At 45.2% G+C, this 16047-nt stretch carries 15 protein-coding genes and 10 pseudogenes; 8 read left to right on the top strand and 17 right to left on the bottom strand.

Annotation, left to right across the window (positions count from 1 at the left end):
- The first annotated feature begins 398 nt into the window (after positions 1–398).
- From BCU57_RS20645 to BCU57_RS20635, 3 genes and pseudogenes are all read left to right on the top strand, one after another.
- Positions 399–674, top strand: a complete 276-nt coding sequence (locus tag BCU57_RS20645) for a PTS transporter subunit EIIC (RefSeq protein WP_413211491.1) — start codon at positions 399–401, stop codon at positions 672–674.
- Positions 664–1557: pseudogene (locus tag BCU57_RS20640) on the top strand (PTS transporter subunit EIIC). Before BCU57_RS20645 ends, BCU57_RS20640 begins: the two are co-directional and overlap by 11 nt.
- Positions 1536–1766, top strand: coding sequence for a glucose PTS transporter subunit EIIB (locus BCU57_RS20635; RefSeq protein WP_413211490.1), 231 nt, complete (start codon positions 1536–1538; stop codon positions 1764–1766). The pseudogene BCU57_RS20640 and the gene BCU57_RS20635 overlap by 22 nt, the downstream one beginning before the upstream one ends.
- 589 nt (positions 1767–2355) lie before the next feature.
- Here the strand turns inward: BCU57_RS20635 and BCU57_RS20630 are convergent.
- From BCU57_RS20630 to BCU57_RS20580, 11 genes and pseudogenes are all read right to left on the bottom strand, one after another.
- Positions 2356–2586 carry a hypothetical protein gene (locus BCU57_RS20630; RefSeq protein ID WP_413211489.1) on the bottom strand — a complete coding sequence of 77 codons (231 nt, stop codon included), beginning with the start codon at positions 2584–2586 and terminating at the stop codon, positions 2356–2358.
- Between the two features lie 102 nt (positions 2587–2688).
- Positions 2689–2907: pseudogene (locus BCU57_RS20625) on the bottom strand (AMP-binding protein); the annotation flags it as partial.
- Between the two features lie 896 nt (positions 2908–3803).
- Positions 3804–4169, bottom strand: coding sequence for a hypothetical protein (locus tag BCU57_RS20620; RefSeq protein WP_413211488.1), 366 nt, complete (start codon positions 4167–4169; stop codon positions 3804–3806).
- Positions 4150–4470: a hypothetical protein gene (locus BCU57_RS20615; protein ID WP_413211487.1), complete on the bottom strand. Its 321-nt coding sequence runs from the start codon at positions 4468–4470 to the stop codon at positions 4150–4152. Before BCU57_RS20615 ends, BCU57_RS20620 begins: the two co-directional genes overlap by 20 nt.
- 184 nt (positions 4471–4654) lie before the next feature.
- A pseudogene (menB, locus tag BCU57_RS20610) lies at positions 4655–5409 on the bottom strand (1,4-dihydroxy-2-naphthoyl-CoA synthase).
- A 103-nt stretch (positions 5410–5512) separates the two neighbouring features.
- Positions 5513–6313, bottom strand: a complete 801-nt coding sequence (gene menH, locus BCU57_RS20605; protein ID WP_413211486.1) for a 2-succinyl-6-hydroxy-2,4-cyclohexadiene-1-carboxylate synthase — start codon at positions 6311–6313, stop codon at positions 5513–5515.
- Between the two features lie 9 nt (positions 6314–6322).
- Entirely contained in the window at positions 6323–6805 is a 483-nt protein-coding gene (locus tag BCU57_RS20600; protein WP_413211485.1) for a thiamine pyrophosphate-dependent enzyme, read from the bottom strand.
- A 183-nt stretch (positions 6806–6988) separates the two neighbouring features.
- Positions 6989–7252, bottom strand: a pseudogene (locus tag BCU57_RS20595) (hypothetical protein); the annotation flags it as partial.
- A 392-nt stretch (positions 7253–7644) separates the two neighbouring features.
- A pseudogene (locus tag BCU57_RS20590) lies at positions 7645–7944 on the bottom strand (thiamine pyrophosphate-binding protein); the annotation flags it as partial.
- A gap of 75 nt (positions 7945–8019) precedes the next feature.
- Complete coding sequence (locus BCU57_RS20585; RefSeq protein ID WP_413211484.1) at positions 8020–8592, bottom strand: chorismate-binding protein; 573 nt, start codon at positions 8590–8592, stop codon at positions 8020–8022.
- 45 nt (positions 8593–8637) lie between these two features.
- Positions 8638–9114 carry a hypothetical protein gene (locus BCU57_RS20580; protein WP_413211483.1) on the bottom strand — a complete coding sequence of 159 codons (477 nt, stop codon included), beginning with the start codon at positions 9112–9114 and terminating at the stop codon, positions 8638–8640.
- Between the two features lie 537 nt (positions 9115–9651).
- On the opposite strand from BCU57_RS20580, the pseudogene BCU57_RS20575 reads away from it, so the two are divergent.
- From BCU57_RS20575 to BCU57_RS20565, 3 genes and pseudogenes are all read left to right on the top strand, one after another.
- A pseudogene (locus tag BCU57_RS20575) lies at positions 9652–10883 on the top strand (pyridoxal phosphate-dependent aminotransferase).
- Between the two features lie 172 nt (positions 10884–11055).
- Positions 11056–11640 carry a 5'-deoxynucleotidase gene (gene yfbR / locus BCU57_RS20570; RefSeq protein WP_413211482.1) on the top strand — a complete coding sequence of 195 codons (585 nt, stop codon included), beginning with the start codon at positions 11056–11058 and terminating at the stop codon, positions 11638–11640.
- Positions 11641–11693: 53 nt separating this feature from the next.
- Positions 11694–13033, top strand: a pseudogene (locus BCU57_RS20565) (anti-phage deoxyguanosine triphosphatase).
- Between the two features lie 33 nt (positions 13034–13066).
- Here BCU57_RS20565 and BCU57_RS20560 read toward each other — a convergent pair.
- A pseudogene (locus BCU57_RS20560) lies at positions 13067–13667 on the bottom strand (tRNA-uridine aminocarboxypropyltransferase).
- Positions 13668–13676: 9 nt separating this feature from the next.
- Between BCU57_RS20560 and rrtA the strand changes: the two are divergent.
- The gene (gene rrtA / locus BCU57_RS20555; protein WP_413211481.1) at positions 13677–14072 is read left to right on the top strand and encodes a rhombosortase; all 396 of its coding nucleotides are present in this window, start codon (positions 13677–13679) and stop codon (positions 14070–14072) included.
- The gene (locus tag BCU57_RS20550; protein WP_413211480.1) at positions 14053–14223 is read left to right on the top strand and encodes a hypothetical protein; all 171 of its coding nucleotides are present in this window, start codon (positions 14053–14055) and stop codon (positions 14221–14223) included. Before rrtA ends, BCU57_RS20550 begins: the two co-directional genes overlap by 20 nt.
- Positions 14224–14232: 9 nt before the next feature.
- On the opposite strand, the gene BCU57_RS20545 is transcribed toward BCU57_RS20550, so the two are convergent.
- The 5 genes and pseudogenes from BCU57_RS20545 to BCU57_RS20525 all read right to left on the bottom strand — a co-directional run.
- A complete protein-coding gene (locus BCU57_RS20545; protein ID WP_010439527.1) occupies positions 14233–14532 on the bottom strand; it encodes a ComEA family DNA-binding protein in 300 nt (99 codons plus the stop codon).
- A gap of 294 nt (positions 14533–14826) precedes the next feature.
- Positions 14827–15123, bottom strand: a complete 297-nt coding sequence (locus tag BCU57_RS20540; protein WP_413211479.1) for a hypothetical protein — start codon at positions 15121–15123, stop codon at positions 14827–14829.
- Positions 15124–15134: 11 nt separating this feature from the next.
- On the bottom strand, positions 15135–15344 hold the full coding sequence (locus BCU57_RS20535; RefSeq protein WP_413211478.1) for a hypothetical protein: 210 nt from the start codon (positions 15342–15344) through the stop codon (positions 15135–15137).
- 186 nt (positions 15345–15530) lie between these two features.
- Positions 15531–15781, bottom strand: a pseudogene (locus tag BCU57_RS20530) (peptidylprolyl isomerase).
- 32 nt (positions 15782–15813) lie between these two features.
- Positions 15814–16047 (bottom strand): annotated as a pseudogene (locus BCU57_RS20525) (hypothetical protein); the annotation flags it as partial.

The following is a 16047-nucleotide window of genomic DNA, read 5'->3' as shown; positions in this document are numbered from 1 at the left end:
AGCTTACGAGTTCGCACAAACAAATTAAACCGAGTTCTCCTTCTAATACTTTAATCCGATGGCTTACTGCACCTTGCGTGAGATGTGTAATTCTTTCGCCGCCAGTGTGAAGCTCATGTTCTCGGCAGCGACATTAAAAGTATGTAAGCCGTTTTCAGTAAAGATTGATGGTTAGCCATACGAACTCATGCATTGCAAATTTTAATTCATACTACTACCTCGTTTCGTTTGTTTGCATCAAGAAATAAGTTTCTAATACCCACAGTTGCTTAAAATCCTGCTTCGATCAACATTTGGTTCCACGCTTTGACGATCAGGAACATTAAAAAAATTAATTACAAACTTAGGGGTACATATGAATATACTCGGTATATGCAAAAAATGAAGGTAAGGCATTAATGGTTCCAGTTGCCACACTGCCAGCTGCAGCAATCCTTATGGGATCGGCCATTGGGTGGATCCTGGGGATGGGTTCAGACAGTATTTTAGCCGCATTCTTGATCAAATCTGGCGGTGCTATCATCGACAACATGGCGGTTTTATTCGCGGTAGGTGTCGCATTTGGCTTGGGTCGAGATAAAAATGGCTCTGCCGCATTATCTGGTTTTGTGATGTCCCTTGTCGTCACCACACTTCTTGCTCCGGGGCTCTGTTGCTCAATTAATGAATGTTGAACTCAGTGTGGTGCCTGCGGCATTTGGCAAAATCAGCAACCAATTCGTGGGCATCGTTGTTGGTATCATTTCTGCTGAAATCTATAATCGTTATTCAACCGTAGAACTTCCTCAAGCATTAGCCTTCTTCAGCGGTAAACGTTTGGTTCCTATCCTGACTTCAATCGCAGGTATGGCTCTTTGCTCTGTTATACATCTGGCCAGCTGTGTACGACTCTTTAATCGTTTTGGGTATTAAACTCGAAGGTATGGGGGCTGTGGGAGCTGGTCTATTTGGCTTCTTTAAACGTCTGTTCCTATCAGTTGGTATGCACCACACGCTCTTTATCCTGTGTTCTGGTTCGACGTTGTAGGCATTAATGATATTCCAACCTTCTTAGGCGGCGCACAATCTATCGCTAACGGTACGGGCATTCCGGGTAAAACAGGCATGTACCAAGCGGGCTTCTTCCCAATCATGATGTTTGGCTTACCCGCTGCGGCATTAGCGATGTACCACTGCTCCGATGCGGAAAACAAGAACCAAGTATTTGCAATCATGCTTGCAGCGGCCGTGGCTTCATTCTTCACCGGTATCACAGAGCCGCTAGAGTTCAGTTTCATGTTCCTAGCACCAGTATTGTTCCTATTGCACGCAGTATTGACAGGTCTATCGCTTTACATTGCAGCAAGTATGGAATGGATGGCAGGGTTCGGCTTCTCTGCTGGTTTCGTTGACCTAGTACTATCAAGCCAAAACCCACTAGCAACTAACTGGTACATGCTCTTAGTTCAAGGTGTTGTATTCTTCGCGCTTTACTACTGCATTTTCCGCTTCGCTATCATTAAATTCAACCTGCGAACCCCGGACGTGGTGAAGAGATGGAAGCAGAAAAAGAGCTAGAAACTCCAGAAGCACTGGCTAACCTAACCAATGGCTACATTGAAGCCGTCGGCGGTGCAGACAACATTCTAGAAGTAGATAACTGTATTACTCGCCTACGCTTAACTGTAAAAGACTCAGGGGCAGCTGATAGTGACAAACTGAAGAAACTAGGTGCGGCAGGTGTGGTACCTGTTGGTAAAGGTGCTCTACAGTTATCATTGGCCTAGGTAAGGTCGATAAGGTCGCTGAACAAATGAAGAAGGCTCTTGCTTAAGTTAAGCAACCAGATGGAAAGATAAAAAACCTTAATGACCAGATGAAATACTAAGAATTTGTGACGGCTTCACCACCGTCACAACCCCTGAAGCGCAATTACGACTAGTCACCGTGTATTGCGTTTCATTTTATTGTTCTCAGTTCTATTTAGAACGTATCTGCTGTAACCACTGTGCCAACCCTGTGCGCGAAACCTTAATACCTTGCTGTTCTTGCTCAGGCATATGGTAGTACTCGACAGGAAATTTGAACCGTTCAAGACGGCCATTTAATTGCTCGGCAAACCATTCTTTGGGTGGTAAATCCGTACAATCTACAATAGCGACAGGTCGAAATCCGAATTCATCGTCTTCAATTGGAACGATAAACGCCTGATTGATTGCAGATAATTGATTGAGTGCTCGCTCAATTTCTTCACAGTGAATATTCTCACCTCAGAAATAAATTGATTATCTGCACGGCCAATAATCGACACTTGTTCGCCAACCCACTCACCAAGATCTTTACTATCGAACCAACCGTTGTCATCCACCAGTGGCGTTAAGTCACCTTGATAGTAATAACCAGAAGCGTATTACCGCCAATAAAGATACGTTGATCTTCAATCTTCAATTGGCGTTGGTCAAGAACAAAACCTGCCGTTTTGGTGCCATCGATGGGTTTCGCAGTCACTGTCGAAGCCGCTTCTGTCATGCCGTATCCAAGCCATGTTTCGATACCCATTTGTTGAGCTTGAAGCCCAAGAGCTTCTGGAATATGACTACCACCCAACAGTACATGCGTTAAAGTAAGTGCTTGCTTACATCGAATAATCGATGTAGCTGAGTAGCAACTAATGAAGCATGACTGCATTCTTCTATATCAGTCTCAAGCTTACCTGACCCTATCTTGATGCAGCCACCAGCCGCTAACCAACGATGAACAATCGCTAATCCCGATACATGGTACATGGTAAACTAGTAACCAAGTGTCAGCTTGTTCAAAGTTGAAAACGTCTAGTAAACCCTGAGCTGAACATAAGTGTTGCTGCAACGTGTGAGCCACCGCTTTCGGGTTTCCGGTAGAGCCAGAAGTGAATACGATGCTCGCAAGGTTTTGAGGACTAAAGTGGAGTTTTCAGGTGTCGTTATGGTTTTCATCATCATCGACCTTCACTTCGTTCAAGCAAGACAACGTTACCAACTGAGTATTGAGTTCGACAGTATCAGATTGATCCAGCCCACAACTATCCAAAACCACAGGTAGCTTAGTCTGATTGGCCATATAGGGATTCGAGCTTCTGCGTTCAGGCGTAAGCTTGGCTGAGGCATCGTAAACGCACAAACCACACCTAAATTGAGTGCCGCAAGGTACACAGGAATCACTTCAGCTTGATTCTTACCAACAATCGCTTCGTACATCACCTTCAGATAGGCCTTGTTGAGATAGCTGTTGTTGGTACTCACTCACTAACACAGACACTTGCAGCCAAGTATAATTTCGGTGAGTAACTAACGTTGTTTGATGTGGGTTCTGCTGCGCCCACTGTACCCAAAACGGGTGATGATTAGGATTGTGGGCGCATCATAAGAATAACCGAAAATAGATTGAAAAACGGCTACTAACGCCATTCAACTAGCTTCGTAAAACGTACCACAATAGCTTTGTCTAAGAAGACCAAAATCAATTGCTGCTGCTCAAGAGTTGAAACCGGAAGCTCACAACCTGGCCAAGAGACTTCGAGTTGCTGTTGATACAAGCCAATCGTATCAAGTCCTGGTACTTCATTTGGTAAATACTGCTGTGCTAATCGAGCAATCGGTGTTAAGACCTAGGCTAGACTCTATGCTTGAGCTCAGTATTGGTTTGATACCGAGTTGCTGTGCACGCTCAATGATTGCCACACAACGCTCTACAGAACCAATAAGAGTTGGCTTGATCACTACAGCTTTAACACCAGTTAGGTCACCAAGATCAAATTCTGGGCTTCTTACCGCTTTTGTAATGTTTCATCCCACGCAATCGCTACACCATGGTCGATGGCAAATGCCGTTGCCTGGTTTTTGGCAAGGCTCTTCAATAAAGCTAATACGTTGACGCAACGACGGCGAAATGTACTTAATAAACTGCTTCGCTTTCTCTGGCTTCCACGCACGGTTAGCATCAAGTCTTAAAGTTAAATCAGGAATCGATTCAAGGAATAAGCTCACCAGCATGCCATCACGAATCGCTTCGTAGAGACCCACTTTTACCTTGGCGACCTTCTCGCCTTTCATCCCATTGAGCACAGGGATCAGCTCATCTGGGTCTCCTGGACACAACGGCGCGGCTTGATAGTTACCTTCAGCATTGAGTTCACCTCGTAACTCCATCATCGCTACTGGAAAGGCCAAACGCAACAGAAGGATATAGCTCATCAAACGACGTTTGAGGATTATTGTGGCTCCAAAGCTCTAATCCTGTGCTGAAGCTGGATGCCAGCTTGTTCGGCATCTTCTTGGCTAAAGCCTGGTAACGGTGTGCGACTTCACCAAAACCCGATTTACCATCGCACTCTAGCTGGATGATATAACCTATCTTTCGCTCAACTTTATTGTCACGAAGAATCACACCACTATCCATAGGCAATTGATAACGGTAGAGTTTAGCTTGACGCTGAGAATTCACTGAGTTCATAAAGTTTCCTAAAAACGGGGAACATCAAATCAAAACGAGCCGCTATTAGCGACTCATTTTTAAAGAAGAGAAAGACTATGGGTTACGCGGAAATTTGTCGAAATCAGGTCGACGCTTCTCGTTGAATGCGTTTCGGCCTTCTTGGCCTTCTCTGTCATGTAGAACATCATGGTTGCGTTACCCGCTAACTCTGAAGACCAGCTTGGCCATCACAGTCTGCGTTGAGTGCAGCTTTTAAGCAACGCAGCGCCATTGGGCTGTGTTGAAGTACTTCACGACACCAACGAACCGTTTCTTTTTCTAGGTCAGCAACAGGTACAACTGTGTTTACTAGACCCATGTCCAATGCTTCTTGAGCATCGTAGAAACGACACAAGAACCAGATTTCACGCGCTTTCTTTTGGCCAACGATACGAGCCATGTAAGAAGCACCCAACCGCCATCGAATGAACCCACTTTAGGACCCGTCTGACCGAACTGAGCGTTTTCAGCTGCGATGGTAAGGTCTGCCATCATGTGAAGTACATGACCGCCACCGACTGCCCAACCCGATACCGCTGCGATTACCGGTTTTGGACAAGTACGAATTTGACGTTGGAAATCAAGTACGTTCAGGTGATGTGTACCTGAATCATCTTGATAACCGCCGTAGTCACCACGGATACTTTGGTCACCACCAGAACAGAACGCCTTCTCACCAAGACCCGTCAAAATGATTACGCCAACCTTCTCGTCATAACGAGCATCAGCCAGTGCATTGATCATCTCTTTTACGGTTTGTGGACGGAACGCATTGTGGACTTGAGGACGCGCAATCGTGATTTTCGCAATACCGTCGTCAGACTTGTGGTACTGAATATCTTCAAATTGACTGCTTTCATCGCGCCAGTTAACTGCTGCGTAAAGTTCTTCTTCTGTGATGCCTACTGTTTTAGCCATGGTGATTCCCATTGTTCTATTAGAGACCACGACTAACGAATAGTCGTGACGGTGTTGCTCTGCTTTTGATAGTGCTTTATACGAGAGAATCCGCTCAGTCAGATTAGCGACGACTGGCGATACATTGGATGATCAGGTTTGAAAACAACTCTGGTTGCTCAAAATGAACATTATGACCAGCGTAATCAACCTGACTATATTCAAAGCCACTATTCTCAGCTAGCTCCATGAATTTACGATCTTTTTCACCACACACATAATGCAATTGATGCTCATGAGATTTCAATGTGGCACGTAAATCCGGTTGTTTAGCTAACGAAGTAGATAACAACATATTTGCTACGGATACTCCAAGGTTACCACTACGCTTTATGACCAAAGTTTGTCTTTGCTCATGATTTAGTGAAGAAAAGACGCTTTGTTGATACCAATCGTCTAAAACATCTTCAATCGACTGCTGCGCAAAGCGGACAGCCCATTGCGTATCATGTACTAACCTTTGTGCTCGTTCTTCATCACGCTCCAAACCAAAGTTGCCACCTTCAATGATGACTTTCTCTAGGTTGAGCGTTTCGAAGCAAGGGCTTGTCACCCCATACATGGCAAGCCTGCCCCCCATAGAGTAGCCAATCACCACGATAGGGTAATCCGCAGGAAGATCGTTGAGAGCAAGTTGAGAAGTGATGCACTGAACGATTTTCTTGCAGCAATGATCAAAGCCTACCGGATCGATAAAGCGACTTTGTCCGTGCCCGGGCAAATCTATGCAAAGACGAGGAAAATCCTCTAGGAATGGATGACATGCGCTCCAATCATCCCCGCTTCCGAGTAAACCATGTAGAAAAACAAGCAAAGGTTTGTCAGAAGATTCTTGTACAGCTGGGTAATAATTGGAGTAAAGCATGTAAAGTCCTTAGGCTAATGCCTCGGTGAGCATTGAACTGAATTGTTTCAGCAAAGTAGACGCTTGTTCGGGAGGCGTCTTAACTTCAACGAGCAAGGTACCCTGACCCTGTTCGAAATGTTGTTCGATAATGTTTTGATAGCAATTCAAAGTTTCTGGCGCCGCATAACCAAGCTGGAATTGCGCAGCAGCATGTTCAAAACTGAAACCATGAGGCATTTGATAAAGTGATTGTTTTTGCTGCTCTGGTACCGGCAACAAGTCAAAGATCGCACCACCATCATTGTTGGTCACAACAATAACCATCGGCGTTACATTGTGAGTAAGCAGAGCCAGTGAGTTGAGGTCGTACAACAAAGAGGTATCACCAATCAACATCAACAAAGGATTCTGGTTGGCTTTCACCACGCCCGCAGCCGTCGCCACCAAGCCATCAATGCCCGATGCACCACGGTTACTGTAAACTTGATTCGCAGATATTGATGACAGCATATCCACCAGCCTTACCATCAAGCTATTTCCCACAAAAATAGCTCTCTGCCTTTAAGTCTAGACGACAAGTCAACGGCAACACTGAGTTCCGTCAATTGGTCATTGTTGGATATTTGCGCGAGGGCGAGTTGCTGAACAGTATTTGCGACCTCTATTAAAGGAGCCGCCCAACCTGCATGCGGCCTAACAAGATGGGTAAATGCTGCTCTGACACCCATGACTCGATATCAGCAACGATATGGGTTTGAGGCAGATGATCTTGGTTGATTCGGTGCGTATCTGGTGACACAACAATGATTGTGATGAGCAGAATGATGATGCTTGCGACTTTATCCAATGATTAAGGCGCTTAGAAACAATGCGCTCACCGAACTGAAGGATGAAATCACATTGCTGTTGTTCTTTCGCTACGTCACTCTGCATCCACAGATCATAATGTTTCCAATCACTTGTGACACCTGATTGAGGGTCGCAAAAAACTGGCCAGCCTAATGTAGTGGCAACCGCTGAGCTTTTGTCGCTTGTTCAATATCGAGCGAACCGAGAATAACCACACCCTTACGTCCACATAATCGCCAGGAGCAATGGGTTGAGTATTCACTTGATTAGGTAAAAACGTTTGGCTGTAACAACCTGTTCACGAGTTCCACCCAACGACACTGGATGTGTATTCCGCATATATTTCCGCGCTATTCCGCAGAATATAGAGGTTCTGGGAACGGACAGTTGATATGAATCGCACCGCCAACATTGCGTTGTTTCACTAGGGCGTGATCAACCGATGTCAGAACCAATTCAAAGAAACTTGTGTACTAGGGCTTGGTAAGTTTAAAGCACTTTCAACATGGGAAGAAAAGATACCCTGTTGCTGAATCAGCTTGATTGGCACCACAATTGACCAAATCGATACTGGGTCGATCAGAGGTCAGCAAAATCAGCTTCTCTCGTGTCAGCCCAGATTCAGCCGTCGCAGGAAGAAGGTTAGCAACAGCAGTACCAGAGGTAACAATCACGGCAACTGGTTTATCGCTGGCTTTAGCTAAACCCAACGCTAAGAATCCAAGACCACGCTCATCAAAATGCGTGTGTAAGGTTAACTTGGGATTAGCTTCAGCTTCGAGAGTTAACGGCGTTGAGCGAGAGCCCGGTGCGACACAAACATGTTCAACACCGTTGCGTGCTAGCTCTTCAAGTAATGTGTGTTACTCCAAACTCTATTTAATACGGCTTGGTCGTGATTCATGACGCCACACCCAACGGCGAGGGTGATCCGAAATCAAGCTGAGTAGAGTCGACATCTTCTTGTTCAATTCTTGCCACTCATGTTCGGCAACCGATCCCGGCACGATCCCTGCGCCAGCAAACAGCTGTACTTGATCGTTTACAACTAGCGCACTTCGAATCGCGACACAAAACTCCGCTCTCTGATGACTGATATAGCCAACAGAACCTGCATACCAGCCTCGCGCAAACGGTTCGTGTTCAAGAATGAAATCCATCGCCTCTTTACGCGGTAAACCCGCCACCGCAGCAGTCGGCTGCAATGCAGCAAGCAACTGTACACCGTTAACGCCATTATTAAGCTGAGCGTGAATATTACGCTTAAGATGCTGCACCTTACGCAAACGCACAAGACGCGCATCCTTTTCAACATGGACCGTTTGAGAATGAGGAGTGAGACGCTCAATGATGTCGTCGACCACATACTGGTTTTCATTGAGGTTTTTACTGTCTTGAGAAAGCCAGTTGGCTAACTCCATCTTCTGTCGCGTTTTCTCCGCGACCAATGGTTCCCGCTAGACGCTTCAGTATCAAGCTCTGTCCCATATCGACTATACAAACGCTCTGGCGTTGAGCCAATAAAGCTGTGTTTGGAATCCAATACCAACATAAAGTGAAAGCTGTGATGGTTTTGCAGGTAGCTTGGCCTTGAGTAATTGAGCCGCGCAGATTGGCGCATCAAGCTGCAATGTGGTTTTACGAGCTAAAACGACTTTCTTGTACTCTTCGTCGCTGATGCCCTGAAGCACTTTATCGACCAAATTGCCCCACTGTTCTCGTTCTGGAACATGGTTAATCTGTTCAATGTGCGCCGACAAAGGTGCCAATATCGCCGCTTCTACAGAAAGCTTATTCAAAGCATTAATGGAAGCAACGCGATCAGGAGACAAATTAACCGCTAGCGACCATGTGTCGTCAAAACGGATTAATTCAACCTGAGGAAGGAAGAAAAAACGATTCCATGCAACGGCGGTTCTTTGCGGTATGTCCATCAAATGAACGTCCACCCCAAATTCGTTGGTCTTCACCAAGAATCGCGTACGCGGGAGCAGGATCGGAGAAAGTGTGCAGTTGACCGAGCGCGACGACCTCTTCACGAGTGTCGCGTGACTGCCAGTAGAACTTTGGAAAGAGCGGTTGAGCATGAAGCCATTCTATAAATGCAAACGATGGTTTTTGCGTTAGAACTTCAACACAACGAACTTCGCTTGCTTGGGCATTTTGTACTCGCTCAATCAAAGCGGAGATAGTTTGCTGGAAATGTGACAAATCGACCTCGTTCACATCTAAATTATTATTATATTAGTTTGATACTTTATGGGCAGCACCCACTTAGATCAAGAATGTACTATATCTTTGAACATTCCTGTGATTTTAAGCGATTCAGCCTCTTTATTCATCTTAGCCAACAACAAAGAAAGCGATTAATTAAAATTTAGAAAAGAGTGACAACAAAAAAGACCAAACGTGACACTGAAATGCGACATTCATCAGATTTTTATTCTATCAAACCCCGTTTTGCGGTACTTTAATAAAGTATTTAAATTAATTTCAGGAAATCGGCAATGCAAAATATCGGGATGTCGTCAAAACTCAACAGCGTATGCTACGAAATCAGGGGGCCTGTACTCAAACATGCTAAGCGCATGGAAGAAGAAGGGCATAAAATACTGAAGCAATATTGGTAACCCCGCCCCATTTGGTTTTGACGCCCCTGATGAAATCCTTGTTGATGTAATCCGTAACCTACCGACATCTCAGGGTTACTGTGACTCAAAAGGCATCTATTCAGCCCGCAAAGCGGTTGTTCAGCACTACCAGAAAAAAGGCCTACGTAACCTTGATGTAGAAGACGTTTACATTGGTAACGGCGCATCAGAGCTTATCGTTATGTCTATGCAGGCGCTACTGGATAATGGTGATGAAATCTTAGTTCCCGCTCCGGACTACCCACTATGGACAGCGTCTGTTGCGCTTTCTGGTGGTACACCGGTTCACTACCTATGTGATGAAGATGCTGATTGGTATCCAGATCTAGACGACATGCGTGCGAAGATCTCACCAAAGACTCGCGGTATCGTTCTTATCAACCCGAACAACCCAACGGGCGCGGTATACAGCCGTGATTTCCTATTACAAGTTGTTGAGATTGCTCGTGAGCACGGTTTGATCATCTTCGCCGATGAAATCTACGACAAAGTACTTTACGACGGTGCAGTCCACACATCAGTTGCAACGCTGGCTGAAGATGTATTTATGGTGACATTCAACGGTCTGTCAAAGGCTTACCGCGTATGTGGTTTCCCGTGGTGGCTGGATGTTCTTAACGGGTCCGAAACACATTGCGAAAGGCTATGTCGAAGGGCTAGAAATGCTCGCCTCTGATGCGTTTGTGTGCCAACGTACCAATGCAGCACGCCATCCAAACGGCACTGGGTGGCTATCAAGCATCAACGAACTGATTCTTTCCCGGTGGTCGACTGCTTGAGCAACGTGACCGTGCATGGGAACTGATCAACAAAATCCCTGGCGTTTCTTGTGTGAAACCAAAGGCGCGATGTACCTGTTCCCTAAGATCGACACCAACATGTACAACATCAAAGACGATCAGAAATTCGTACTCGACTTCCTTAAGCAAGAGAAAGTGTTATTGGTTCAAGGTACTGGCTTCAACTGGCCGAAACTGGATCACTTCCGCATCGTGACTCTGCCGCACATCGAAGATCTAGAAATCGCGATTGGTCGCCTAGAGCGCTTCTTACAGACTTACAGCCAAGATGAGCTCACTAGTGATTAATGAACCCAAAGAAAAATGACTACAATTTGCTGTTTTAAAAGACTTTAATTTGTATTCATTCGCTTCTATGCTTAAGAGGCTCCTGTTTAGGAGCCTTTTTTTGTATCCGCTGTCTCGCACTATTTGTGAGAAAAACTATTGCGAGTGGAGCACAGTTTAGAAAGGGACGATTATGAAACAAAGCCATTTCTTTGCCCATCTAGCACGCATGAAGCTTATCCAGCGTTGGCCTCTCATGCGTTCAATCTCAAGCGAAAACATTTCAGAGCATAGCCTACAGGTTGCGTTCGTCGCGCACGCCTTGGCATTGATCAAAAACAAAAAGTTTGATGGTCAACTCAACGCAGAGCACATTGCACTGCTTGGCATGTACCACGATACCAGTGAAGTGCTCACTGGTGATTTGCCCACGCCGGTTAAGTACTACAACCCGGACATCGCCCAAGAGTACAAAAAGATAGAAGCAGCAGCAGAGCAAAGACTGCTTTCGATGTTGCCAGAAGAATTCCAAGATGACTTCGCCCCTTTCTTAATCTCTGGAACGGCAAGCAAAGAAGAACAAAGCATCGTCAAGCAAGCAGACACCATCTGTGCTTATCTAAAATGCCTTGAAGAACTCAGCGCGGGCAACCACGAATACGAGCAAGCCAAACGTAGATTGGAAGAGACTCTCGAACAACGTAAAAGCTCAGAAATGGATTACTTTCTCACCACCTTTGCACCGAGTTTTGAATTATCACTGGACGAAATCAGCTAGCTAGGTATAACTGAGTGTAATTAGCTAAACAAATCAAATTGATAGGTGCTATTTTGACTTCTCTACTCGAACCACCATTTGAACTCGAACAAGAATGGCAACATCGAAACGACGATGAACATAAAATAAGACGTGATGACCATCGTAGTCCGTATCAACGCGATCGTGCGCGGGTGCTTCACTCTGCGGCTTTCCGTCGCCTACAAGCCAAAACTCAGGTACACGGTACCACCGTCAACGACTTCCACCGCACTCGCCTTACTCACTCTCTTGAGGCCGCTCAGCTTGGGACAGGTATCGTCGCTCAACTGAAGAAAAGCAGCCAGAGTTTCGAGTTCTATTACCCTCAGACAGTTTGATTGACTCACTGTGTTTGGCGCACGATATTGGCCACCCACCTTATGGGCATGGCGGTGAAGTCGCACTCAACTACATGATGCGCGACCACGGTGGTTTTGAGGGTAATGCCCAAACGTTTCGCATTGTCACTCAGTTAGAACCTTATACCGAACATCACGGTATGAACCTATCTCGACGCACTTTGCTGGGTTGATCAAATACCCTTCACTGCTTAGCGAAGTTCAAGCCAAGACTCAATCTCAACCTGTTAAACACCAACGACAGCTCCGAGCGCGAGATTGGATGCCAGCAAAAGGTATTTATGACCACGATGAAGAGTTATTCAACTGGGTACTTGAGCCACTTTCGAGTAACGACCGACAGCTTCTAAAGCAGAAAGAAAGTCGCACACCGAGCCACTTGAGCACAACAAGACTAAATACAAGTCGCTCGACTGTTCCATCATGGAGTTAGCTGACGACATCGCATATGGCGTACACGATTTGGAAGATGCGATTGTGCTAGGTTCGGTGACTAAAGCTCAATGGGCCGATTCTGCATACCCTCAACTCAAAGAAATGGCTGACCCTTGGATTTGTAAGCACTTAGATTCAATTACAGAGATGCTATTCTCGGGCGAACAGTATCGTAGAAAAGATGCGATTGGTGGGATAGTCAACGCACTGTTGACCAGTATTTCGATTAAACGCGTTGATGAAAGCTTTGAGAACGTACTTTTGGCTTACAATGCAGTGCTTGAACCAAGCATGGACGGCACGCTGATAAGCTGAAACACTTTGTCAGTGAATTTGTTATTCAAGTGCCTCAGGTTCAGGTCATCGAATACAAGGGCCAGCAGATCATCATGGATATGTTTGAAGCATTCAGTGCTGACCCTGAACGTTTGTTACCACTGCCAATCAAGAAGCAATGGCTACAACATCAAGACGATTCAAGAAAGATGCGCGTGATTGCCGATTACATTTCGTCAATGACTGATGATCTTGCGCAGAAAATGCATCAGCAATTATTTTCAGCTCATACAGAGTTTTAAGTGCTCCAATCACTTAAATATCGGGGGAACAGCTTAATCTAAATAGTTTTTCTCGAAGACACCTGGTGGCATTTGATTGATTTGAAACTGAATCATTTGGTCAAATGCCGTTAACAGAGGGCTAAAGTCTCGGTCATTTTCTAACAAGCGCAACAGATGATAACCCGCTTCTACTGTGGATAGACTGTTTTCACTGCGTGCTTTGCGGATTCGGATAGTTACCCTTGAGGTCTTTCGGCAAGTGAACCGTTTTTAACGCATGCAAGTTACTCGATACCTGCCACATTTTGAACGCCTTCTTCCACGTCCCATCCAATAAAATCACACGTAGCTTTTTATTTGAATAAGTTACCGACTTAACAGGAACAGAATGTTCACTCGGGTATAAAATCACGTGCTGATAATGTTCATCGGCCAGCAATATGTTCAGTTGTTCGTTGTTAGAAAAGTCTTCACCGACAAACGTCACACTGTTATTTAGAGATAACGAGAGAATACGCGCAGTTCCCATCGGACGATGCTCTTCTGATGGGTGTTGAAGAATGATAAGCTCAACATTTGATTCGAGTGGTGTAACCCACTGACAAATACAAGCTTTCAAAGCCTTGCTGCATTGGCGGCAATAACGAGACATGGATTTAATGTGTACCCTGTTTTAATTTTCACTTCACTTTTATGCGTCTTATTCCAATTTGAGCCAATACAAGCTTGGGTCGTTTGGGATAACAATGCGATTGCCGATGGGCAATGGTGGCGAATCCTAACAGGAAACTTTTCACATACCAACTACTCGCACCTTCTGATGAACCTAGCAGGCTTATGGATCATCAGCTATCTGTTTCAACCGAGTAAAAAACAGCTTGCTCTTGCTATGCTTGTGATTAGTTTAGTGACTGGGGTCGCTCTGTTGTTTTCGAGTATTCAGATCTATGTTGGCCTATCTGGCACTTTTGCATGGGTTATTTGGCTTATTCGCGCTCAGAGAGGCGCTAAACGGCAGGAGATCCAGCTGGCTCCTAGTGTTGGGATTAATCGCTAAGATCGCTTGGGAGCAGCTTATTGGCCCTTCTAGCACGACTGGCGAACTGATTAATGCTCGAGTAGCCATTGAAGCCCACCTAGCAGGTGCACTGCTGGAGGCTTCATGGCTATGGCGTTATGGCTACCGAATAAAAAGTAACCCTCAATAACCCGCCAAATTAAAGTTGAATTCGCTCACGATTCTTTTCAACCGTTGCCTCGCCAATACCTTTCACGTTGACCAAGTCACTGGGTTTTGTAAATGCACCATGCTTATCCCGATAATCGACAATCTCTTGGGCTTTTTTGTCACCCACACCAACAAGTAATGCTGATAATTCCTCAGCCGTAGCTTTATTGATGTTTACGGTGATTTCAATGCCGTCGTACAACTCTGCCTTAGTCGGACTATCAGCAAACACTCCAGCACTCAGAGTAATTAGAAATGAAAGAAGTAATGTTGAATATATTGTTCGCATAAACCGTTCCTTTGTTCAAAAAACGTAACTTATGCATTTACCGCGGCAGATAACACAATCACCAGATAAAAATAAAGCGGGTCACCTAAGTGACCCGCTTTGTTATACATCTTGTTTTCATCAGATTGTTTGTTAGCTCACAAATCTGATTTATCGGATAAGCTCTAACTTGCAAAGCAAAAGCCTTGTTTTGACTGACAGTAGTAAGAGACCAAAGTCATCTTGCTACCCAGTTTAAGCTAACCTTAATGACCTTGACCTTGACCTACTACGTAGTATTCAACGTCTGCGTTTTCACGAAGTACGTTTAGTACGTTGGTCAGGTCTTGTTGTACCAACTCGTTCCAGTTGAGCACCAATTTGAGTGCTGTAAGCTGGGTCGATTTCAGCCGTTACTTTAGAAAGTTCTACAACAACGATGTTACCGTCTTGGTCTTTAGATTGGCCAAACACCGCTTGACCACCTTCAGGCTTCGCTAGAGCGAATACAGAAGCTGCCAATGGAGAGTTACGGTCAATTGTTTCAAGTTCAGTGAACTCAAGGTTGTTATCCGCTAATACTGCTTCATTGCCTTGCTTAAGTTCGTTCACTAGAGAAACACCTAACTCAACCGCTTGCTGCTCGCTTGTACAGCAGACAGCGCAGCCACAACTTGATCCTTCACTTGTTCTAGAGGAAGAACTGTTTCGTCACGAGTCTCTTCTACACGAACAACAATCACGTGTTCAGGAGCCACTTCGATAACTTCAGAGTTTAGGCCGTCTTCTTTCACTTCTGGGCTCAAGATAGCTTGCATAACAGCAGGCGTCATCAATACTTCGGTGCATCTACTTGAGAGATGAAATCAGTCGTTGTGATCTTAGCGTTAATTGCTTCTGCAGAGTCATCTAGAGAGTCAGGGAATTCAAACGCTACTTTCTCTAATTCAGTTTGCTGTTCGTAGAACTGGTCTACTGCGTGCTGGTCTAGAAGCTCTGTCTTAATCTCTGCCGCTACTTCAGTAGTAAGGCTGAGCTTGAGATGCTTTCAGTTCGTCTAGCTTGATGATGTGGTAGCCAAAATCAGATTTAACTAAACCCGTTGTATCACCAATATTCTGAAGAGCAAAAGCGGCTTCTTCGAATGCTGGGTCCATAACATCACGTTCGATCCAACCTAGGTCACCACCAACTTCAGCACTACCGAAGTCATCAGATTTTCTTCCGCTAGCGTTGCGAAATCAGCGCCTGCGTTGAGTTCGTCCAGGATGGACTGCGCTTTCGCTTCATCGTCGCCTTGAACTAGGATGTGACTAACTTTACGCTGCTCTGAAGTTGGTACTTATCTAGATGCTCTTCATAGTATTTCTGAGCTTCATCACTCACTTTAAGCTGCGACTTAAGTGCTTCGGCTGAAAGTTCGATGTAAGACACCTTAGCTTGCTCTGGACGAGTGTAAGCTAATGGGTTTTCAGAGTAGTACTGTTCAATCTGCTCGTCGGTAAGCTCAATGTCTTTCGCTAAATCAGCAACAGA

It is taken from the genome of Shewanella sp. 10N.286.48.B5 (genome assembly GCF_002874355.2).
Classification (GTDB): domain Bacteria; phylum Pseudomonadota; class Gammaproteobacteria; order Enterobacterales; family Shewanellaceae; genus Shewanella.
Note: the sequence above shows the minus strand (reverse complement) of the source record. Positions and strands in the feature narration are given on the sequence as shown.